Source organism: Sulfitobacter sp. F26204, from assembly GCF_026410305.1.
Taxonomy (GTDB): domain Bacteria; phylum Pseudomonadota; class Alphaproteobacteria; order Rhodobacterales; family Rhodobacteraceae; genus Sulfitobacter.
Window position 1 is genome coordinate 113,082 of the sequence record NZ_JAPMLQ010000006.1, and the last position, 20,943, is coordinate 134,024.

The following is a 20,943-nucleotide window of genomic DNA, read 5'->3' on the forward strand; positions in this document are numbered from 1 at the left end:
ATGGACCTCGTGATCTGACTGATCACCAGCCTGCCCGATTTTCCAAGTTGTGAATGTTACAGAGCGACGCATTGCAATGTCGTTTTAGGCGAAGTGAGGTCGCCGTCGCACGGCGACCTCGGATGTGTCAGGCTTGGCGCAGCACCATGTGGGGTTGTCCGTCCGACGTTTTCTGCGGTGACATTCCTTCGGTGTTTACGGTCGTGTTGACCTGTCTTCGAAATGCACTGAATTGCGTAGATGTCACAACGTCGATTGCCGCATCAAAGCGCAGGGTCAAAGACCAGAATCCGTTGGATGACTGGCGCGCGCCTTTCACTTCGCCGGTAAAGGGATGACCCAGATAGCGGCCCGAAACCCGTTGTCCGGGTGCCCAGCCAAGCGGCGAGGCCGTTGCCCTGGCGCTCAGTGTGTTCCAGTCACGGGCCCCCCATTGATGGGCGACAGTTTCCAGCGCTTGAGCATGGCTCATTGTCTGGCCCCGTTCCTTCAGATCGCCGCGCAGGCGTTTTGCCTGTGCCTTGAGCACGTCACGGGAGGGAATTTGGTTGGTCGTCATGTCAAACACTCCTGCTCGCAGATGAAAGAAAGGGGTCCGCGTTGCCTGCCAATCAGCGAGATTGAGAGTTTGGTATCATTCTACAGGACTTCACCGGAATGCGGACGGCAGGGGCCTGACCCTTGGGCGCAGCATATAGGAAGACGGGTGAAGCCGCGCAACCCCTGCCGCAACTTGAACCGGGCAGGGGCAATTTTGTCACGCAAGGAGATGTCAGCCGTCGATGCGGGCACCCATGATCGCGATCGCCTGTTGGTACACCGTCGCCGCATTCCACTGTTTGATGACATTGAAATTTGGCTGGCCTTCTTGATAGCCTTTGCCCGGCTTCCACCCCTTCTGGCGCAGAAAATTCGCAGTCGAAGCCAGCGCATCCGCCTGATTGTAGAAATCAACGCGCCCGTTGCCATCCGCATCGACCCCGTATTTCAATGCATTGCCCGGAAGAAACTGGGTATGGCCGAGTTCGCCATGCTTTGCCCCTTTGGTAGCATTGGTGATCGCGCCCTGATCAACCAGTTTCAGAGCACCGACCGCATGGGGGACAAAGAATGCAGAACGACGGCAATCATAGGCGAGGGTGGTGATCGCTGAAACGACCTGGCTTTTCCCCATAAAGCCGCCAAAACCGGTTTCCATCCCGTGAATGGCAAGGATCACTCCCGCAGGCACACCGTAACGCTGTTCAAGCGATTGATAAAAGCCAGCATTCTGCCCTTTGCGTTTGCGACCCTGGCTGACGATCGTATCAGCGCCGCGCACCTGCATGAACTTTGAAAGGGAATATTTGAAGGATTTCTGGTTGCGATCCGCCTGTATTGTGCCGGTTGCATATTGGGCATTGGCTAACGCCTGAAGTCCGCGTTGGCCGACACCTGCGGCTTTGGCTTCGGCAGCAAAAGCGGCTTTCCAATGGCCAAAGCCACTGGCGTTGTTACCACATTGCGCCGCCGCAACGGGGGCGGCAAGAACGGCGCTGGTCAGGCCGAAAAGTAGAAAGGTCCGAAAGTTACGCATGTGATACCCTCTGTAAAAACTGTTCATCGCAGCTTACCGAGGTTTGCGCTGGGTTCAACGGGGAACAGCGCGACAGATTTGTCCGTGAATGGGGATTGGGTCAGCCAGCGAGGGCGATGACCCACTGAATTTCCTGCTGGCTGGAGACAAAGGCATAGGCCGCGCCGCCTGTCAGGATTCCAAGACCGACGAAGAATGGAAATGTCAGACAGCGTGCACGCAGCGGGCGACGTTGTTTTTTGCCGCTGATCTTGGCGGCGACGCCACCCGTTTGCGCATTGTTGATACGCGCCAGGCGTTCTTCAAATGTTGTTTGTGAAATCGCCATGACTGACTCCTTTCGCTTCTGGTATGAAGGTCTAGGCAGGGTTCGCGGCTAAAGTGGGGCAGTCACCGGGCGATGTCTGGGCAGTATCACAAGACCGAGATCCCTCACTCTTTGGCGGTAAACGACAACAAGGGCGCCTCGCAGGACGCCCTTGTCTTGGATCACAAGGTCGGTTCAGCAGCTATAGTACATGCCGAATTCAACCGGATGCGGCGTGTGTTCGTACTTGTGCACTTCTTCCATCTTCAGCTCGATATAGCCTTCGACCTGATCGCGGGTGAATACATCACCGGCCAGCAGGAAATCCATGTCGCTTTGTAATTCTTCAAGTGCCTCGCGCAGGGATCCGCAAACAGTCGGGATACCGGCAAGTTCTTCTGCAGGCAGATCATAGAGGTTCTTGTCCATCGCCTCACCAGGGTCGATCTTGTTCTTGATACCGTCCAGACCGGCCATCAACAGCGCCGCAAAGCACAGATAAGGGTTGGCCGCCGGATCGGGGAACCGGGCCTCGACACGCTTGGCCTTGGGCGATTCCGTCCACGGGATACGGACGCAGCCTGACCGGTTACGGGCGGAATAGGCACGCAGAACCGGTGCTTCGAAACCTGGGATCAACCGCTTGTAGCTGTTGGTTGAAGGATTGGTGAAGGCATTAAGCGCCTTGGCGTGGTCAAGGATGCCACCGATAAACCACAGCGCTTCCTGTGACAGATCAGCATATTTATCACCAGCAAACAATGGCTTGCCGTCTTTCCAGATCGACATGTTTACGTGCATGCCGGACCCGTTATCACCATAGATCGGTTTCGGCATGAATGTCGCCGATTTGCCGTAGGCATGGGCCACATTGTGGATCACATATTTGTATTTCTGAATCTCGTCCGCTTGCTCGGTCAGGGATCCAAAGATGAGCCCTAACTCATGCTGGCAAGAGGCAACTTCGTGGTGGTGTTTGTCGACTTTCATTCCCAGCCGTTTCATGGTCGAGAGCATTTCGGCGCGCAAATCGTGGGCTTCGTCGGTCGGGTTCACCGGAAAATAGCCACCCTTGAGGCCGGGGCGGTGACCCATGTTGCCCATCTCGTACTCGGTATCGGAGTTCCATGAGGCATCTGTTGCGTCAACTTCGTAGGATACCTTGTTGATAGTGTTGGAGAACCGCACATCGTCAAAGAGAAAAAACTCCGCTTCGGGGCCAAAGTAGGATATATCACCAATTCCCGAGGACTTGAGATATGCCTCTGCCTTTTCCGCCGTGCCACGGGGGTCACGGTCGTAGGGCTCGTTCGTGTCGGGCTCAACAACAGAGCAATGAACGCAGATGGTCTTCTCTGCGTAGAAGGGATCGATATAGGCGCTGGACACGTCCGGCATCAGTTTCATATCGGAGGCTTCGATCGATTTCCAACCGGCGATGGAAGAGCCATCAAACATGAAACCCTCCTCGAGAAAATCTTCGTCAACCAAGTCGTTTACCACTGTCACATGTTGCAGCTTGCCCCGTGGATCGGTGAAGCGGATGTCGACATATTCAATGTCTTCGTCTTTGATACGTTTGAGAAAATCCTGGATGCTCATCTGGGAGGTTCCTTCTTGTGAATAGGAAAGGGAGAGTTTTAGAGCGCGTCCGAACCGGTTTCGCCGGTACGGATACGAATGGTTTGTTCGACGGGAGAAACAAAGATCTTGCCGTCGCCGATCTTTTCGGTCTTGGCGGCATCGACGATGGCTTCGATGGCGGCATCGACCTGGTCATCGTCCAGCACAACCTCTACTTTTACCTTGGGCAGAAAATCGACAACATATTCGGCACCACGGTATAGCTCGGTGTGGCCTTTTTGGCGGCCAAATCCTTTGACTTCGATGACCGAGAGTCCCTGAACACCAACTTCCTGAAGGGCCTCTTTGACCTCATCCAGTTTGAACGGCTTGATGATCGCTTCGATCTTTTTCATGGTGTGACCCTCCGAAAGTTGCTGTGGCTTCGTGGGTTCATTTCATTTTGTCCGCAGGGAATCCATAAATGGGGATAGGTTGGGCGCGGCGTTTCCAGGGAATCCGGGTGTCCCGCCCGTTTTTTGTGCGAAACGATTAAAAAATATGCACAACTGAATCCGAGCGAGGCTGAAATGACAGAACTCTTGACCGCACACCAGATGCACGCCCTTGAAAAAGCAGCGATAGAGAGCAGTGCGGTCAGCGGGCTGGCATTGATGGAGCGTGCGGGGCAGGGCGTGATCGAGGCAATGATGGCCGAATGGCCCGAATTGTCGCAAAGAGGACATACAGCGGTGGTGTTCTGCGGGCCGGGAAACAATGGTGGTGATGGTTTTGTAATCGCGCGACTGCTGGGGGAAGCAGGGTGGAACGTCCGGGTGCATTTTGCAGGCGACAGGCCGAAACGTTCGGCGGAAGCGCGGATCATGCATGGCAAATGCAGCGCGATGGTCGAAATTGCCCCACTGACCGTAGAGGCGGTCGTCAACGGTGCGCGTCCCGATGTGATCCTTGATGCGGTTTTTGGCATTGGCCTGACGCGCCCGCTATCGGATGGGTTGGCGCAGGCGCTTGATGTCAAGGCCATGCACGTCTGGAAAGAGAGGCATAAGATCAGACGGGTGGCGGTGGATTGCCCGTCGGGCCTTAATCTGGATAACGGGATGATCCCGACGGATTTACAGGCTTTAGCAGCAACCGACACAGTCTGGCCTGCCTATTTAAATGCGGCGGATCTGACCGTTACCTTTCATAGCCCAAAACCGGGGCATTATCTGGGGCTTGGTCCGACACTCTGTGGCAAGTTGGCGGTGGTGGACATCGGATTGCAAACCGATGCGCAGGAGCGGTGCATGGTCGGCCAGCCACCGGATGCCGAACGCGCGCGCCTTGTTGAACCTGTGTTCATGGGACAACCTCTTCGTCCAAAAATGTGGCTCGGGGCGGTGATGGGGAAACCCGGTGTAGCGGGACACAAATACGATTTCGGCCATGTTGCGGTTTTCGCAGGCGGAGTCGGGCGCGGGGGTGCAGCGCGCCTCGCTGCGCGTGCGGCCCTGCGTGCGGGCGCCGGGCTGGTCACTGTGATCTGCCCGCCTGCGGCCTTGATCGAGAACGCCTGCCAGTTGACTGCGATCATGTTGCGGGCCTTGAAACCGGATCAGCCGCTGCATGAGGTGGCAGATGACCGAGTAAACAGTTTTTGCTTGGGACCGGGGATGGGCGTGTCGGCGCGAACACGTGCGCTTGTCCTGGAAACGTTGACACGCCGAGCAAGTGAGCGCGATTGGCGCGACCCGGTAGTGGTGCTGGATGCGGATGCCCTGACTAGTTTTGCGCAGGACCCGGAAACGCTTTTTGCGCAGACCCACGCGCGGACGATCCTGACGCCTCATGACGGCGAATTTGCGCGGCTTTTCCCTGATCTCGGCACCTCCGCGCGTGGGGACATGTCCAAACTCGATGCGGTGCGCCTGGCTGCGGAACGGGCAGGCTGTCTTGTCTTGCTCAAAGGGGTGGATACGGTCATCGCGGAACCGGGCGGAGGTGCATCGATTCATGCGGCGGCCTATGAACGCACTGCGCCATGGCTGGCGACGGCGGGGGCAGGGGATGTGTTGGCTGGTTTGATCGCGGGCCTTGCCGCTGCGCATACCAGCGGTGACCTATTCAATGTGGCGGAACTTGCCGCCTATCTGCATGTAGAATTGGCACGCAGCTTTGGACCCGGCCTGACGGCCGAAGATTTGCCCGAAGAAATTCCAAAGGTGTTTCGCGCTCTCGGGCTATGACGTCAGGCGGTTCAGGCCGCGTGCAGAACCGCGCCGCGTGCACGTGCGCCATCTGCCGTGCTGAGTTCGAGACCGTCACAATACAGGATATGGGGGCCGTCACAGAAGATCTGATAGAGCGTGGTTTCCTGCATCCCCAGGTCGGTGATGAATTCGCCATCCACCAGGGTGCGCGCTGCCACCAATGCGCGTTCGGAATTGAACATCGCACGCGCGCGCCAATCACGGATCAGTACCATTTGATCACCCGCCAGAAGCGCATCACGTTCAGGTCGCGTATGTCCCAGAGACCCGGCAGAAAGCGCCACAGTATGCACTTCACGCGTGGTGCGTTGAATGTGCAACACCTTGGAAATGCCGGTGTCACGTGTAATCAGCTTGTCACCGACTGACAAAAACTCAACCGGCATCTCACCATCAAGTGTCAGCAGCATCGCACCTTTGATCAATCCTGTATCCAGGATCGCATAGGGGGTAAATTGGCCCGCATGACGATCATTGCCGTCTACGCGCCCGACCGTTTTCGGTTCCATGGGCGTATCTTTCTTTTTGTAACCTGCTCTGGTTATCCAAACTATATGACAACATCTTGTTAATGTCTTGCTCTTTTTTAGCCTCGCAAAAGCAGAAACACTTTGTTAATGAGCCGGTGTTGCCCGGTTTCAGGGCAGCTCGTGCGGGTGTGGCGGAATTGGTAGACGCACCAGATTTAGGTTCTGGCGCCTTTGGCGTGGGGGTTCGAGTCCCTTCACCCGCACCATTTTTCAGGATAAATGCCTTAAAAATAACGTGCTGACGGGGGGAGTGACCGCTTTCGCGGACATCCCGTTCCACTGCCGCGTCCCTGTGTGGCGCGTGGTGCCGTCCAGGGATGTTCCTGGCTTGGGTCTTTGCTCTGTGATCGCGGTTTTGAACAGCAGACGACCTTGCGAAACAATTGGGGCGTATTTTCCTGGGTGCAGACGTCAGTGACCGCATTTGCCAGAGCAACCTCGGGCGCATTTGTTCAGGTTAACCGGGTAGCAATCTATTCTAAGCGAAACTGGCCGGGTCAGGAGGATTACTTTGGCCGACTCCCTGCTCTGTGCAAAGGAAACCGACCGTTTCCAACTTAAGGACCTTTTCTTTTCGCGGACGGACAAGCGCGGTGTCATTTGTTCCGCCAATGAGGTCCTTCGTCACGTGGCCTTTATGGACTGGGACGAATTGATCGGGGCACCACACCGGGTTGTCCGACACCCCTTGATGCCGCGGGCTGTTTTTAAACTGATATGGCAAAGCATCCAATCGGGCACTCCCATAGGGGCCTATATTGTCAATCAGGCGAAAGACAAGCAATGCTATTGGGTTTATGCCATCGTCATCCCGGTTGAAGACGGATATCTTTCTATTCGCCTCAAACCAGGTACGGAATGGTTGGCGCGGATCAAAGAGATCTACGCGCAATTGCGTGCGGCAGAGGACAAGGGTGAGACCACGCTGGAGCAAAGCGAGGCAGCGCTGGTGGCGGCGACAAGAGAATTCGGTGCGACCGATTACCAACATTTCATGATTGCTGCATTGGGTGAGGAAATGACCCTGCGCGCCCGGCGACTTGAACGTCCAAGGATACCGAGGCTGGTTGCATTGCGCGACATTGAGGGGGCTGTCAATGCGATCGCCAGGGATGCACAGATTGTCGCCCACCTATTTGAACGCACAAGGCAGATTCCGCATAACATGCAGTTGCAAGCGCGCAGGATGGAGGGGAACAACGGGCCAATTGGTGTCATTTCAGGTAATCTCACGACAATCGCTCAGGATGTCGAACGACAGGTTCTTGACCTGCACAAGGCTGCGCATATGGGCACCCGCCCCCTGCGCGAGGCGCAGTTCACTTCAGGCGTCGCTGTTTTGATGGCAGAGGTTGTCCAACAGTTCTCTTTTGAAGAAACAGTGAACGCCCAACGCCGTCGGGAAGATATGCGGCTGCTGGAGCTGATTTCGAACCAATACAAGGATCAGGCCAGAACCACTGCCACCGAAGCCACCAACAGATCGAAGAAACTGTGGCGCTTGTGCAAAAGTTTACGGCGGGCAGTGATGGGTTTGCAGATGTCGCGCATCATGTGCACGATTGAAAAATCGACCCTGCAAAATAGCACGGTGGGCCTGGACGAGGTCGAAACCCAGTTGATGTCATCGGAAAGCGAGCTTCTGGAGGTGATTTCGCGTATCGAAAGAACTACTGCCGATATCGTTAACGCGGCAGACAGCATCAACAAGGATGGCCAGCAGACAGAGCCGCGGCAGATCTGCCAATCTTAACAGCGTCAGGGCGGGAGCCGACAAGGAAGAGGGGCGCGCCCGCCTCTGTTGTCCGGCCCGTTGCACAGCTAATGCGGTTTGTCATGCGCCCTGCCGCGTATCCGGTCAAACCGCCTGCCAGATGCCAGTCAAAGGGCAGCAGGGTGCATTGTGTGATGTCATGCGGGTTTGCCGCACCCCAAGTCCGCTATTTTGCAAAGCACCGCAATTTCGCGCCATTCCTCGACAAATTTGCGATCTTTGTGCAAGGCTTGTCAGATACTCAGAGCGGAAACCGTCAACAAAGGTAAAACCAATGAGCAACCCACTGCATGTTTATCAATCAATCGCCCGTGCGACACACGAACATGGGGTTGATACGATATTTGGCCTCATGGGCGATGCGAACTTGTTTATGGTGGACAGCTTCGTGCGCGAATGCGGAGGCCGTTTTGTGCCTGCTGCGCATGAGGGCAGTTCGGTGCTGATGGCATTGGCCTATGCCCATGTGTCCGGCAAAGTGGGGGTCGCAACCGTGACCCATGGCCCGGCTCTTACCAATTGTATCACTGCATTGACCGAAGGTGCACGCGGCCATATTCCGCTGGTCATTCTCGCCGGGGATACGCCGGTGGACAATCCGCGCCATTTGCAAAGCATTGATCAGCGTGAATTGGTCAAAGTGACGGGCGCAGGCTTCGAACAACTCCGCTCTCCGGAAACGGCCGCAAAAGATGTCGCACGCAGTTTTTATCGCGCCCGCGTCGAACGTCGCCCGATTGTTCTGAACATGCCCGCAGATTTCATGTGGGAAGAGATGGACCATCAAACCCAAGTTCTGGATGTGTTTACAGCACCCGGCGGGGTCGCCCAGGGTGAAATTCTGGACAATGCTATCGGTATGATCGCCTCTGCCCGCCGCCCTTTGATTCTGGCAGGTGGCGGGGCCGTCGCCGCGCGGGATCAATTGATCCGGCTTGCTGACCGGTTGGAAGCACCGCTTGCCACAACATTGAAAGCGAAAGGGCTGTTTAATGAACACCCTTACAACATTGATATTTTCGGAACTCTTTCCACGCCTGCAGCCTATGATCTGATTGCCCGGGCTGATTGCATTGTCTGTTTTGGGGCCGCGCTGCATGACTTTACGACGGACCGTGGCAAATTGATGAAAAACAAGCGGATCGTGCAGGTCGATGTCGAACCCACAGCCATCGGAGGCAGCCTGCATCCGGATGCAGCACTTGTCGCCGACGCGGGACTGACGGCAGAAACAATTCTGTACTGGCTGGACGAAGCAGAAGTGCCCGCAAGTGGCTTTACCCAAGAATTAGACGTGCCCACCCTTACCACCCACCCGGCAGAGCCGGAGAAGAAATCACCGGGGTTCGTAAACTATGTATATGCACTGGAACGCCTGGAAGAAGCCCTGCCACAAGACCGCGTGCTGGTGACCGACGGCGGGCGCTTCATGACCGAAGTCTGGTGCCGCATTTCGGCTCCTAATCCACAGAGTTTTGTCGGCACGGTGAACTTTGGTGCGATCGGACTGGGCCTGCAGGAAGCAGTGGGGGCTGGGATTGCTGCCCTTGACCGTCCGGTGGTTCTGTTTACCGGTGATGGCGGATTCATGATGGGTGGGATCAATGAATTCAATACCGCTGTGCGCCTCGGTCTTGACCTGATCGTTGTTGTGGCAAACGATTCAGCTTATGGCGCGGAGCATATCCAGTTCATCGACCGGAAAATGGATCCGAGCCTGACAGAGTTCCACTGGCCGTCTTTTGCTGAGATTGCCAATTCACTTGGTGGCACTGGAGTTGCGGTACATTCCAAGGAAGAGCTTGAAACAGCGATCGAGGCTCTCGAGGCCCGCAAGGGACCCTTCCTGATCGAGCTTCGATTGGACCCCAACGACGTTCCGCGTATGCGCATCTAAGGTTCGGCAGCGGTCTGATCCTTGTCGCTTTCAGCACGCCCCAACAGGCAGCGTCGGTGGGCGGTAGAGGATGGGTTGGTACCCGAAGATCCGCCGGCACCGCCGCAGGTAGCATGCGGTTGGCCGAAGGCGGCGCCTTCGGCTACCCCGGTTTGTATCCGCTATTTGTGCAAGGCGGTTTCAATGGCACCGGCCAGTTTTTGAATCAATTCGTCGATCTGATCGTCGGTGATGATAAATGGCGGTGCCAGCAGCACATGATCCCCGCGTTGACCGTCGATTGTGCCGCTCATCGGATAGCAGATCATGCCGGCATCGAAAGCTGCGGCCTTGATTTTGCCTGCGATCTTGCGCGAGGGATCAAAAGGTTCTTTGCTGTCACGGTCTGCAACCAGCTCGATCCCCTGAAACAACCCGCGTCCACGTATATCGCCAACATTCGGATGCTGGCCAAACTGTGCCTGTAGTGCTGCCATCAGCTTGGCTCCTTGTGTCGCCACGCGCGGAATCAGGTTGCGGTCCAACAGCGCATTCACAACCGCAACTCCCGCAGCCGCGGCCGCAGGATGGCCAAGATAGGTGTGCCCGTGTTGAAAGAATCCGCTGCCGTTTTCGATGGTGCGGTAGACCTCGTCGCTGCACAACATGGCTCCGATAGGTTGGTATCCAGCACCTAATCCTTTGGCGATGCACAAAATGTCAGGAGCGACGCCATCTTGTTCACAGGCAAACAGCGTTCCGGTACGCCCCATGCCGCACATGACCTCGTCCAGAATCAACAGGATCCCGAAGCGGTCGCAGATCTCGCGAATGCGCTTGAAATATCCCGGCACCGCCGCCACGGCACCAGAGGTGGCGCCCACCACAGGTTCAGCGACAAAGGCCATGACATTTTCTGGACCGACCCGCAGTATTTCCTGTTCAAGCAGGTTTGCTGACCGCAATCCATAAGCCTCGGCGGTTTCACCCTCCTGTTTCAACCGATATTCGTAACAGGGGTCGATATGGCTCATGTCGATCAGCAAAGGACCGAATTGCGCGCGTCTCCAGGCGTTGCCGCCAGCGGATAGCGCTCCCATGGTGTTTCCATGATAGCTTTGCTTGCGCGCAATCAGGCGTCCGCGTTTGGTCTCGCCTTTTTCGACGAAATACTGTCGCGCCAGTTTCAATGCAGCTTCCATTGCCTCCGAACCGCCGGAAACAAGGTAAACCCGGTCCAGATCACCGGGCGCATGAGCGATCAGCAAATCCGCCAGGGTTTCAGCCGGTTCGGACGTCAGGAAACCCGTATGCGCATAGGCGAGCGTGTCAAGCTGCGCCTTGACCGCGTCGATGATCGTTTGATCGCCATGGCCAAGACAGGACACAGCCGCCCCGCCCGAGGCATCAAGGTATTGCTTGCCGGTCGTGTCATAAAGATAACACCCCTCACCGCGCTGTGCGACAGGGGGTAACTGTTTGGTATGGCGCGGAAAAATATGGGACATGGTTGCTCCTCATGCGGCTCCGGTGATTTGTACCTGACGTGCGCCTTCGTTGAAATCGTCCATACCCAGATTCCACACCGTACCCGGCCAGCGTATTTCCATCTGCTGTAACCGGGGGCGGTAAACCGCGGTGTAAAGCGTGCCGAATCCCGCTGCGAAAGCGGTTGAATAGAGGGGGGGACGCAGAAAGGCGTTGATGAACTTGTCCTCAGGATCACGATGCAGCGTCAGGCGTTGCAACAGGAACCTTTCGCGTTCAACCGTCGCCGTGAACCGCGCATGGCTGACCCATTCGATGTTTTCCTGATGGTTTGTCGCGACAGCAGCATGGGTGATCACTGTCTGACGGTCCGGGGCCATCATTGCGGTCAAATAATGCCGTTTGGCGTCCAGTACAGTTACATTATAGCTCATGTGGGTCGGCACGCGTGCAAGGACTTCACCGGCTTCCTCGGCGGTTGTGCAGGTCTGCAGGACATAGCGCAGGATCAGCGGGACGCCAAATCCGTTCCCCACCACGCGCCGCCCTCCAAAGGTCAATGAGATCGCAAGACCCGCATCGTTCATCCCATCGACCAGCCCCCAAAGCCCGTCAGAGGTGCCCATCACACGGCGTCCCTGCCAACTTGTATGTAAAATCAAACTGTCAAAGGCGGCTGGGTTGTAATCATAGTTGCGCACCATGACCGGTTCCTTGCCGGTCCATATCGCCTGTGAACAACCCGCAAGATAAGGGGGGGGGCAATAGAAACTGAGGAACCGTGCAGCCTGATCGCCGCCCCCTGCCAGGTCGCACAGGGTATCATAAAGCGGCACGATCTCGGGCATATGGGTTTTCAGGGCGCGCCGGCTTTCCAGATAGTTGGCACGCGCGGCGTGCCCCTCTTTAAGCCACCAACGTTGATAGTCTGGCCAATATTCGGCGAAAAGCCCGGCCCATTTCGGGCCGGGCACGTCTTCGCTAAGGGCGCGCCAATGCATCTTTGCTCCTTACAGGATTTTGAACGCCGGATCAGCGAGAACCGGGCCAGCGTTCGCAGCAGGCAGGGGTTTGCCTTCCACGGTTTGCTTGATGCCGTGAATCCACTTTTTCGCGCGCTCGTTCAACTGGAAAGATTTGGTCATCGAGCGTCCCCTTGTCACCAGAATGCCAATGTCGGCACCTTCATAGCGATAGTCACCCGGTTGCAGAATGCGCAGGAAGAAGGCTTCGTTTTCGGATTCAACCGCCCGGCGGTGATAATCGAAACGGTCATAGACCACGCTGCCGTCCTCAAGCATCTTGTAAATGCCGGTTTCGGGCGCGGCCGTGCAGATGTCGACGCTGTCTGTGGTGTGTTTGATCACCATTTGCGACCAACTGTCGATCATGTTGGGATCCGCCCAACGGTCGTTCAACTCGGATGTATCGAGGTCGAATTTGCGTTTGGAGAACTCCAGCAGGTGAAACAGGAACAAGGGCGCATCCGCATGAGCAAAGGCCGCATGGTTGGTCATGGAAGAAGCACCGGTAATCCGCGGGTTGAGTTCACCCAGCCAGATGTCACCTGTTTTCTTGTCAATCAGGAAATCAAGCTCGAAATAGCCACGGTAGCCTTCCTTGCGCAGTTGTTCCCCGAATTTAAACGTCAGTTCCCGCGCCTTCTGGCGGACCTTGGGCGGGAAGGCGGTGGACAGGATCTCGTTGCCACACCAGCCACCCCGATAGGGGGTCAACTCCTTGAAACCGACCAGTTCCGTCATCAGCGGCCCGACAATCGTGCCTTGTTTGGTGGCACAGGCCTCGATCGCGGAACCTCGGCAATCGATCCGCTTCATGATCTTGATTTCGCCTTCGCCGATGATTTCATGTTCGTGGCGACGGAAATCTGCTTCGGATTTGATAAAGAAAGTCGTGTGACCGCTGTCGCCAAAGGCGGATTGCAGTACCAGATCATGACCGATCCCCGCTTTTTCACAGGTTTTTTTCAGGTCTTCATATGATTTCACCTCGGCCAGCACATTGGGCACAGAGGGAACGCCTGCCTTGTTGCCGATACGCACGGTTTCGATTTTGTTGTCCATTGCTGTGCGCAGCTTGGCCTTGGGGAACCAGACATCGGCTCCAAGTTCCTTGGAAAGTCGTTCGGTTTCTTCGTCAAACATGAGGAAGACAAACTTCGGCTTGCCACCGCGCCGCTTGATAAAGTCGATGACTTCCTTGTGTTGCAACAGATAGTTGTTGATGTCTTCGATGGACTGGAATTCCGCATGGGGCTGTTCGGAGGGACAGAACACGTTCGGATGCTTGCCATCGTAACAATCGATATAGCAGATATATTTGAAGTTTTTCACCCACTCATCAAGGCCCAGCAGGTTGAAGTTGGTTGCCGAAATGAAATAGATAGGATCCTCGTTCCGGTGAAAGAACCGGCGGATTTCCGAGATATTCTTAAGAACTGTTGTCATGATCTTTTCCTTTTCTTATTCGGCGGCAGGTTTGAGTTTCTTGGCACCGGGCAGGGCGGCCAGAGCTTCGGGCGTAAAAACCCGCAAGCCGAGATCGGCGCGGTATCCGTGGATTTCATTCACATCCAGAGCCCGCATAAAAGCGAGGATTTCCTGACTGATCACCTGTCCGGGGACAAGAATTGGAAAGCCGGGCGGGTAGGGGATGATGAAACTGGCCGAGACCACTTCCTTGCCCGCGTTCAAGGCCTCTTGCAGTGACCCATCCAGTTCCAGATAGTCGCAGTTCGCTTCGGTATAGCTGAGGTAATAGGCCGTGCGAATGTCACCTTCGGGGGTGATGTCATCCGGTCTGAAGGCATCATGGAAACGGCTGAAATCCGGAAGCGGTGGATAGTTCTCCGTCAGGTTTTTCACCCGTCTATCAAAGGACAACCGCTCCATCTTGGAGGCATCATCAAGCAATTCGTCCAGCTCATTGGCGATTTCCACCAGAACCTCGATCAGATAGGCGACGGAGGATCGCGTGGTACCAATGTTGGTCATGAACAGCACAGTGTTGCGCGATGTCTTGTTGATCTGGATGCCGTATTTATCCATCAGCACAGAGTTCTTGAAGGTGTCACCATCCCATCCCGTGCCGCCCACGGCCAGCGTGACACGGGTGGCGTCCAGAACAAAATCGTCCTGCTCCCAGCAATCCCACATGTCTGTCCATCCCTGGTCATTGTCGAAATAGCTCGACACGCCGCTTTGGCGGTGGTGTTCGGGGATCATGTCTCCGGCGGTCAAAACCTTGAAGTATTTTTGCAACATCGGATGGCTGCTGACCGCCTTGCGTAGCGACATTGCCGCTTCGATCTGGCGCTGCACAAATTCAAAGCCCTCCAGTTCGACCTGACGCCGGCCAACGTCCAAAGAGGCGATGATCTGATAATTGGGCGAGGTCGACGTGTGGGTCATATAGGCTTCGTGGAACGATTGTTCGACTTCGCCCTTAAAATCCTGATCGTTCACATGGATCATCGAACCCTGTCGCAGTGAGGTTAATGTCTTGTGGGTTGATTGCGTTGCATAGACCCTGACGCGGGCGTTGGGCGGCGGAACCAGGCGTGTCTCAAGCAAGACCTCATCCGAAGCATCTTCCAGCTCGGTTTGTTGCAGTTCGTATTCCCGTTTATGTTCGTCCGTACGCAGGCGCTTGCGCAGGTTGTTGGCGGTGCGCATGCCCGTGCGTTGACGGTAGGTCGGGCTGAAACGGGCAAAGGCGAACCAGGCCTCGTCCCAAAGGAAGACAAGGTCAGGTTTGATGGCAAGGCATTCTTCCATCACGCGTTGAACATTATAAACCAACCCATCGAATGTGCAGTTCGTCAGCAGCAGCATCCGCACGCGATCCAGCTTTCCGGCGGCTTTCAATGCCAGCAGTTGATGTTTGATTTCCCTAAGCGGAACAGCACCATACATTGAGTATTCGTTCAACGGATAGCTGTCGAGATAAACAACCTCCGCGCCTGCCAACACCATGCCGTAATGGTGTGATTTATGGCAATCGCGGTCCACCAGCACGATGTCCCCAGGGCGCACCAGGGCCTGCACCACAATTTTGTTGCAGGTTGAGGTGCCGTTGGTGGCAAAGAAGGTCTGTTTCGACCCGAAGGCCCGGCTGGCGAGCTCCTGTGCTTCCTTGATCGGGCCGTGAGGTTCCAGCAAGCTATCCAGCCCGCCAGAGGTGGCGGAAGTCTCGGCCAGAAAGATATTCGGCCCGTAGAATGCACCCATGTCTTGAATCCAATGGGAACGGGTGATCGATTTGCCGCGGCTGATCGGCATCGCGTGAAAGACACCCGTAGGCTGTTTGGAATATTCAACCAGTGCGGTAAAGAACGGCGTCTTGTTGCGTGCCGCCACCCCGCGCAGAATGTTGAGGTGCAATTCCATAAAGTCTTCCTGATTATAGAAAACCCGCCGGCAAATCCCCAGATCAAGTCCTGCGATGTCCTCGACCGACCGTTCGGTGACCAGATATGCGTCCAGTTCGGGGCGGACGCGGTCAATCAGGCGGCATAATTCGGGACCGTAATCTTCGGGCTGCATGCCTTCGATGTCGTCGGTATGGCTGGCGTTGTGGATGTATTTCGCCAGAATTTCGTTGTCATTGCTGGACTTGAGCACAAGGCCAGGGCGCACCACGATGGCCTGGATGTTGTGATTGAACAATACGGCAATCAGCGCATCTTCAAGGCTGGGCACCACAACCGCTTCGTAATGAAAAGGATCTTCGGGGCGGCGCATGCGCGTGACGTTGCTTTTCAACCAGCGTTCTTGCTGATCGCTGACATTGTCTACGATCAACACCTCGAAGTAGGGGCGTGCCATCGCACGTGCTTCGGGTGACAGCATCGCCTCATCGTTGTGTTCTTCGTCATCGGTACTGTCACGGTCCAATGGAATCGAACGCCGCCGGTAGGCTCCGGTTGTCAGGGCACGTTTGACCCTGTTTGTGGTAAAGGACAAATCGTCATAATTGCCGTGTTCGAACTGGCGACGCATGTGGTCAAAGGCGGCCATTCCGGGAAATGCCCAGTATGGCTCGATCAAAGCCAGAGAGTCGAAAAGATCTGTGACGTGCTTTTTGAGCGCCGTTGATTTTCTTGTCCCGTTGTCGCGGCAAAGAGTGGTCACGGACTCGCGTAACGCGCTCCATCTGTCGGCACGCAGTTGTGTTGCGGAATAATAGTCGCTGACGGAATCCATCGGTCGTACTCCCTTTGAGGGCTCACTCAACGTATGTCCGCAACCTGATGCCGTTAACGTATTGAGTTAGCCGCTTCTTATTTTGCCCTGTACGGAAGAAATTCCGTAGCCGAGCTTTGGTTCCGGATCAAAACTGTCACGCCCCGTTTCCAGGCCTGCGCGTGATCCTTGTTGTGGCACTTCCAGTGGACCGAGCGTGCTGAGATAGGCATCCACGCCACTGGTACGATCATAGACCGAAAAGTCGGTAGACCTGTCACGGAAGGATTTGAGAACCTGTCCAAGACCCTTCATCCCGGTTTCGCGTTGCCGACGTACCATCGACAGGTCGATCTCGATCGGGAACATATCCTCCTGGCCTTGCGACTGGTGCAGGACCAGCGAGGTCGGGTCGACGATGCAGGACCGGCCGACACCGCCGGCGCCCAGACCGTTGACATCAACAACATAGCACTGGAATTGCGCCGCTGTGGCGCGGGCAATAGCCAGTTCCGCATCACGGTCGGTAGTGCCGGTCAACACCGGATGCAGCAGAACCTCGACACCTTGGCTGGTCAACTGACGAGTGGTTTCAGGGAACCACATATCATAACAGATCGACAGGCCAAAGCGGCCCACGTCCGGCACATCAAAAACACAGAAATCTGTTCCCTTGGCCACACCCGCTTCGTAAGGAAGGAAGGGAAACATCTTGGAATAGCGACGGATGACCTCCCCGTCAGGGTTGATCACCAGTGAAGTATTGTAGACCAATCCGTCATCAGGGTTGGTCAGAAACATTGAGCCGGGGATGAGCCAGATCTTGTGGCGTCGCGCTGCCTCGCAAAAACTGTCGATGATGTCATTTTCCGGCGGCAGTTTATGTTCCTCCAGAGGGCCAAAAGGGGCCAGTTCACTGAACAAAACCATCTGGGTCCAGGGGAAACGCATCATCAGCACGTCAAGACGCTGCAACATGCCCTCAACATTAGGGTGAAGCGCGTTCACGTACATCTGCACGCCGGCGATCGCGAAAGGGGTCATAATAAAAAAACTCCGAAAAGGCAGAGGCGTCCCGTCAGGTCCGTCAAAATCTCTGCGTCCGGCACCTCTTAGGCCCTAACAACCAGAACGGAAATAGGTGATCTGCGCACAATTCTGTCAGCATTCGATCCGATCAGAAACTCGCGTACACGATCAGGTTTGGGTGATGCCATCACAACCAGATCACAGCCTATCTCTTCAATCGTTTTCAACACTTTACGATGAATCTTGCCAAAAGCGAGGTGTTGCTTGACGTCGACATCCTCCGGCACATTTTCGCTGACAAGTTTGTCCAGTGCCTTGCTCGCCGCGGCAACAGCCCGCGCTTCGAAGTCTTCGGGAAAGAACCCTTCGACCAGCGGCGTACCCATGTCAGGGACCACCGACATGATGTGGAGTTTGGTTTTGGATGCCCGCGACAATTCTACCGCCTGCGGCAATGCCTTTTCCCAGGAAGAAGAGTGGTTCAGGTCTACAGTCAGCAATACACAATTGAACATGCTATGTCCTTTCTATGCCTCGTTCGGCGTGCGCTCTGCGCGGCCATTGCGCCCGCGCTGCAGGAATACGACAAAGGCCAGCAGCAGCAAGGCAGGTAAGAACATCAGATATTTGCTGGGCTGTCCGACAGGGCGCAGCACACGCACAACTTCTTGATCCCAATCCAGTCCCGCAGTTTCCGCAGGGCTGCCGAAGGCGACGTCGTCGATGATCAGTTTGTCACCATCCTGTCGCAGCATGATGCCGGCGGCCTCCAGGCGGTCCTCACCTGTTTCGCCCTCTTTGATATTCAACAGAGCGACGAACTCGATCGGATCCCCCAGATCATTCAGGCCTTTCACGCGCAGACGCAGGTCTTCGCCAACCGGTGTCGCCATGGCTGCTGCCGCCAGTTCGGTCGGGGCTTCCTCGGCATAGGGCGGTGACACCATGTCCATCCAGAATCCCGGACGAAACAGGGTAAAGGCGATCAATAGCAGCGCGATGGTTTCATAAAACCGGTTTTTGGCCAGGAACCAGCCCTGGGTCGCTGCCGCGAACAACAACATCGCAAAGGTCGCGACAATGAAGACGAACAGACCTTGTGCCCATGTCACACCGATCAACAGCAGTTCGGTGTTGAAAATGAACAGGAAGGGCAGGGCGGCGGTACGCAAGCTGTAGAAGAAGGCAACAACACCTGTCTTGATCGGGTCCCCGCCCGAGACAGCGGCCGCGGCAAAGCTGGCAAGGCCCACAGGGGGCGTCACATCAGCCATAATGCCAAAGTAAAAGACAAAGAGGTGGACAGCGATCAGCGGTACGATCAGGCCGTTTTGCTGACCCAGGGTCACAATGACCGGGGCGAGCAGGGCCGAAACAACGATATAGTTCGCTGTGGTTGGCAGCCCCATGCCCAGGATCAGGGACAAAACAGCCGTGAGCAGCAGAATGGCCAGGATGTTGCCACCGGAAAGGACCTCGACCACATCGGCCAGGGCGGAACCCACACCTGTCTGGCTGACTGCACCAACGATGATACCTGCCGTCGCCGTGGCGATGCCGATGCCAATCATGTTGCGTGCGCCGGTTTCCAGACCGTCGATCAGGTCACGACCCCCTTGGGCAAAGGCGCGGCCCAAGGCATTGTCGCCACGCATGATTGCAGTCAGGGGGCGCTGGGTCACCAGAATGAACACCATATAGGCGGTCGCCCAGAAAGCTGAGAGACCAGGCGACAGGCGGTCCACCATCAATGCCCAGACAAGAACGACAACTGGCAGGACAAAGTGCAATCCTGAACGGATCGTCGGTCCCGGCAGCGGCAGTGCCGTCACCGGGGCGTTTGGATCGTCCAATTCAAGCGGCTCTTCGCGTGACGAGATATAGAGCAGACCGATGTAGACTACGGACAGGAAGGCGAAAATGATGTATCCAGCCGTCGCCGGGAAGGCAGGACGGATCCAGCCCATGCCGTAATAGACAGCAAAGGAAATCGCGCAAATCGCCGCGATGGTAAAGGCAATGCCGATCAAACGTTGCACAATCGGTTTGGGTGTATAGGCGCGGGGCAGCCCTTCCATACCGGCTTTCAGCGCTTCGAGGTGCACGATGTAGACCAGCGCGATATAGGAAATAACAGCAGGCAAGAACGCGTGTTTGACCACGTCAAAATAGGGAATGCCGACATATTCGACCATCAGAAAGGCCGCTGCCCCCATGACGGGCGGCATGATCTGGCCGTTCACGGAGGAGGCCACTTCAACGGCTCCAGCTTTTTCCGAGCTGAATCCGACTTTTTTCATCAATGGAATGGTGAAGGTACCCGTTGTCACCACATTGGCGATGGAAGAGCCAGAGATCAGGCCGGTCATGGCCGAAGACACAACAGCCGCTTTTGCCGGGCCGCCCTTCATATGGCCCATCAGGCTGAAGGCAACCTGGATAAAGTAGTTGCCCGCGCCGGCACGGTCCAGCAATGACCCGAAGAGCACAAAGAGGAAGACGAAAGAGGTCGAAACACCAAGTGCGATACCGAACACACCTTCGGTCGTGATCCACTGGTGGTTTACAATTTCAGATAGGGAATTGCCCTTGTGCGCGATGATACTGGGCATGTTCGGACCCAGCACCGTGTAAACAAGGAAGACCGAAGCCACGATCATCAGCGCAGGCCCAAGCGCGCGGCGCGTCGCCTCCAGCAACAACATGATCCCGATGACGGAAATGACGAAATCCTGCATGATCGGTGCTCCGACCCGCCCGGAAATATCGCGGTAATAAACAAAAAGATAGAGTGCAGCGATCGCACCGACGACCGCGAGGGCCCATTCCCAAACCGGCACGCGGTCTTTGGGAGAACCCAGAATGATAGCTGCAACCAGAACAATGGCGACGATGGGTATCCACCAGGTTGCCGTGTTGTCTTTTGCACCGGTCATGAACAGATAGGCCAGCACAAGGGGTACGACGATGCCCAACCCCAGTTGGAATTTCGTGCGTGCCGCAGGGAAGGCGGCAAAGGCAAGGAAAATGGCAAAGGCGAGATGGATCGAGCGGCTTTCGGTGTCATTGAACACGCCCCAGCCGACCATGAACGGAATGGGGGAGGCGATCCAGAGTTGGAACAGAGACCAGGCCAGTGCAACCGTGGTGATGAAAACGCCAACCGTTCCGGTCGAGCCGCGCCCGCCCGTATCCGAGGAGGCAACCAGCGCATCGAGTTCTTCCTGGCTCAGCCCGCCACGACCCGCAGCGGCATTTTCGACAGCGGCAGCTTGCTGTTGGTTTGGATTATCTGACATGTTTTCCCCCCTTAGCGGCCCGTT

At 56.0% G+C, this 20,943-nt stretch carries 16 protein-coding genes and 1 tRNA gene; 4 read left to right on the plus strand and 13 right to left on the minus strand.

Annotation, left to right across the window (positions count from 1 at the left end):
* Positions 1 to 127: 127 nt before the first annotated feature.
* From OS190_RS14600 to OS190_RS14620, 5 genes are all read right to left on the minus strand, one after another.
* Positions 128 to 559 carry a glyoxalase superfamily protein gene (locus OS190_RS14600; protein ID WP_267159456.1) on the minus strand — a complete coding sequence of 144 codons (432 nt, stop codon included), beginning with the start codon at positions 557 to 559 and terminating at the stop codon, positions 128 to 130.
* 213 nt (positions 560 to 772) lie between these two features.
* Positions 773 to 1,576: a lytic murein transglycosylase gene (locus OS190_RS14605; RefSeq protein ID WP_267159457.1), complete on the minus strand. Its 804-nt coding sequence runs from the start codon at positions 1,574 to 1,576 to the stop codon at positions 773 to 775.
* Positions 1,577 to 1,676: 100 nt separating this feature from the next.
* The gene (locus OS190_RS14610; RefSeq protein ID WP_267159458.1) at positions 1,677 to 1,904 is read right to left on the minus strand and encodes a hypothetical protein; all 228 of its coding nucleotides are present in this window, start codon (positions 1,902 to 1,904) and stop codon (positions 1,677 to 1,679) included.
* A gap of 174 nt (positions 1,905 to 2,078) precedes the next feature.
* A complete protein-coding gene (glnA, locus tag OS190_RS14615) occupies positions 2,079 to 3,485 on the minus strand; it encodes a type I glutamate--ammonia ligase (RefSeq protein WP_267159459.1) in 1,407 nt (468 codons plus the stop codon).
* A 38-nt stretch (positions 3,486 to 3,523) separates the two neighbouring features.
* The gene (locus OS190_RS14620) at positions 3,524 to 3,862 is read right to left on the minus strand and encodes a P-II family nitrogen regulator (protein ID WP_267159460.1); all 339 of its coding nucleotides are present in this window, start codon (positions 3,860 to 3,862) and stop codon (positions 3,524 to 3,526) included.
* Between the two features lie 174 nt (positions 3,863 to 4,036).
* Between OS190_RS14620 and OS190_RS14625 the strand changes: the two genes are divergently transcribed.
* The gene (locus tag OS190_RS14625; protein WP_267159461.1) at positions 4,037 to 5,695 is read left to right on the plus strand and encodes an NAD(P)H-hydrate dehydratase; all 1,659 of its coding nucleotides are present in this window, start codon (positions 4,037 to 4,039) and stop codon (positions 5,693 to 5,695) included.
* Positions 5,696 to 5,706: 11 nt separating this feature from the next.
* On the opposite strand, the gene OS190_RS14630 is transcribed toward OS190_RS14625, so the two are convergent.
* Complete coding sequence (locus tag OS190_RS14630) at positions 5,707 to 6,228, minus strand: Hint domain-containing protein (RefSeq protein ID WP_267159462.1); 522 nt, start codon at positions 6,226 to 6,228, stop codon at positions 5,707 to 5,709.
* A 143-nt stretch (positions 6,229 to 6,371) separates the two neighbouring features.
* Here OS190_RS14630 and OS190_RS14635 point away from each other — a divergent pair.
* The 3 genes from OS190_RS14635 to OS190_RS14645 all read left to right on the plus strand — a co-directional run bounded on the left by OS190_RS14635 (position 6,372) and on the right by OS190_RS14645 (position 9,920).
* Positions 6,372 to 6,455, plus strand: a tRNA-Leu gene (locus tag OS190_RS14635).
* Positions 6,456 to 6,760: 305 nt separating this feature from the next.
* Positions 6,761 to 8,002, plus strand: a complete 1,242-nt coding sequence (locus OS190_RS14640) for a PAS domain-containing protein (protein ID WP_267159463.1) — start codon at positions 6,761 to 6,763, stop codon at positions 8,000 to 8,002.
* 295 nt (positions 8,003 to 8,297) lie between these two features.
* Complete coding sequence (locus tag OS190_RS14645) at positions 8,298 to 9,920, plus strand: thiamine pyrophosphate-binding protein (protein ID WP_267159464.1); 1,623 nt, start codon at positions 8,298 to 8,300, stop codon at positions 9,918 to 9,920.
* A gap of 161 nt (positions 9,921 to 10,081) precedes the next feature.
* On the opposite strand, the gene OS190_RS14650 is transcribed toward OS190_RS14645, so the two are convergent.
* The 7 genes from OS190_RS14650 to OS190_RS14680 form a co-directional block, all read right to left on the minus strand.
* On the minus strand, positions 10,082 to 11,407 hold the full coding sequence (locus tag OS190_RS14650) for an aspartate aminotransferase family protein (protein WP_267159465.1): 1,326 nt from the start codon (positions 11,405 to 11,407) through the stop codon (positions 10,082 to 10,084).
* Between the two features lie 9 nt (positions 11,408 to 11,416).
* A complete protein-coding gene (locus OS190_RS14655; RefSeq protein ID WP_267159466.1) occupies positions 11,417 to 12,388 on the minus strand; it encodes a C45 family autoproteolytic acyltransferase/hydrolase in 972 nt (323 codons plus the stop codon).
* A 9-nt stretch (positions 12,389 to 12,397) separates the two neighbouring features.
* Positions 12,398 to 13,858, minus strand: coding sequence for a biotin carboxylase (locus tag OS190_RS14660; RefSeq protein WP_267159583.1), 1,461 nt, complete (start codon positions 13,856 to 13,858; stop codon positions 12,398 to 12,400).
* A 12-nt stretch (positions 13,859 to 13,870) separates the two neighbouring features.
* A complete protein-coding gene (locus OS190_RS14665) occupies positions 13,871 to 16,612 on the minus strand; it encodes an aminotransferase class I/II-fold pyridoxal phosphate-dependent enzyme (protein WP_267159467.1) in 2,742 nt (913 codons plus the stop codon).
* A 66-nt stretch (positions 16,613 to 16,678) separates the two neighbouring features.
* Positions 16,679 to 17,635, minus strand: a complete 957-nt coding sequence (locus OS190_RS14670; RefSeq protein WP_267159468.1) for a carbon-nitrogen hydrolase family protein — start codon at positions 17,633 to 17,635, stop codon at positions 16,679 to 16,681.
* Positions 17,636 to 17,703: 68 nt separating this feature from the next.
* Positions 17,704 to 18,135, minus strand: a complete 432-nt coding sequence (locus tag OS190_RS14675; RefSeq protein ID WP_267159469.1) for a universal stress protein — start codon at positions 18,133 to 18,135, stop codon at positions 17,704 to 17,706.
* A gap of 12 nt (positions 18,136 to 18,147) precedes the next feature.
* Positions 18,148 to 20,919 carry a TRAP transporter permease gene (locus OS190_RS14680; RefSeq protein WP_267159470.1) on the minus strand — a complete coding sequence of 924 codons (2,772 nt, stop codon included), beginning with the start codon at positions 20,917 to 20,919 and terminating at the stop codon, positions 18,148 to 18,150.
* Positions 20,920 to 20,943: the final 24 nt, after the last annotated feature.

Bases quoted from the DNA above. Each gene is read 5' to 3' on its own strand.
- glnA (WP_267159459.1), bottom strand. From the start codon at position 3,485: ATGAGCATCCAGGATTTTCTCAAACGTATCAAAGACGAAGACATTGAA.
- OS190_RS14670 (WP_267159468.1), bottom strand. From the start codon at position 17,635: ATGACCCCTTTCGCGATCGCCGGCGTGCAGATGTACGTGAACGCGCTT.
- OS190_RS14655 (WP_267159466.1), bottom strand. From the start codon at position 12,388: ATGCATTGGCGCGCCCTTAGCGAAGACGTGCCCGGCCCGAAATGGGCC.
- OS190_RS14630 (WP_267159462.1), bottom strand. From the start codon at position 6,228: ATGGAACCGAAAACGGTCGGGCGCGTAGACGGCAATGATCGTCATGCG.
- OS190_RS14650 (WP_267159465.1), bottom strand. From the start codon at position 11,407: ATGTCCCATATTTTTCCGCGCCATACCAAACAGTTACCCCCTGTCGCA.
- OS190_RS14665 (WP_267159467.1), bottom strand. From the start codon at position 16,612: ATGGATTCCGTCAGCGACTATTATTCCGCAACACAACTGCGTGCCGAC.
- OS190_RS14625 (WP_267159461.1), top strand. From the start codon at position 4,037: ATGACAGAACTCTTGACCGCACACCAGATGCACGCCCTTGAAAAAGCA.
- OS190_RS14645 (WP_267159464.1), top strand. From the start codon at position 8,298: ATGAGCAACCCACTGCATGTTTATCAATCAATCGCCCGTGCGACACAC.
- OS190_RS14610 (WP_267159458.1), bottom strand. From the start codon at position 1,904: ATGGCGATTTCACAAACAACATTTGAAGAACGCCTGGCGCGTATCAAC.
- OS190_RS14605 (WP_267159457.1), bottom strand. From the start codon at position 1,576: ATGCGTAACTTTCGGACCTTTCTACTTTTCGGCCTGACCAGCGCCGTT.
- OS190_RS14675 (WP_267159469.1), bottom strand. From the start codon at position 18,135: ATGTTCAATTGTGTATTGCTGACTGTAGACCTGAACCACTCTTCTTCC.
- OS190_RS14620 (WP_267159460.1), bottom strand. From the start codon at position 3,862: ATGAAAAAGATCGAAGCGATCATCAAGCCGTTCAAACTGGATGAGGTC.
- OS190_RS14680 (WP_267159470.1), bottom strand. From the start codon at position 20,919: ATGTCAGATAATCCAAACCAACAGCAAGCTGCCGCTGTCGAAAATGCC.
- OS190_RS14600 (WP_267159456.1), bottom strand. From the start codon at position 559: ATGACGACCAACCAAATTCCCTCCCGTGACGTGCTCAAGGCACAGGCA.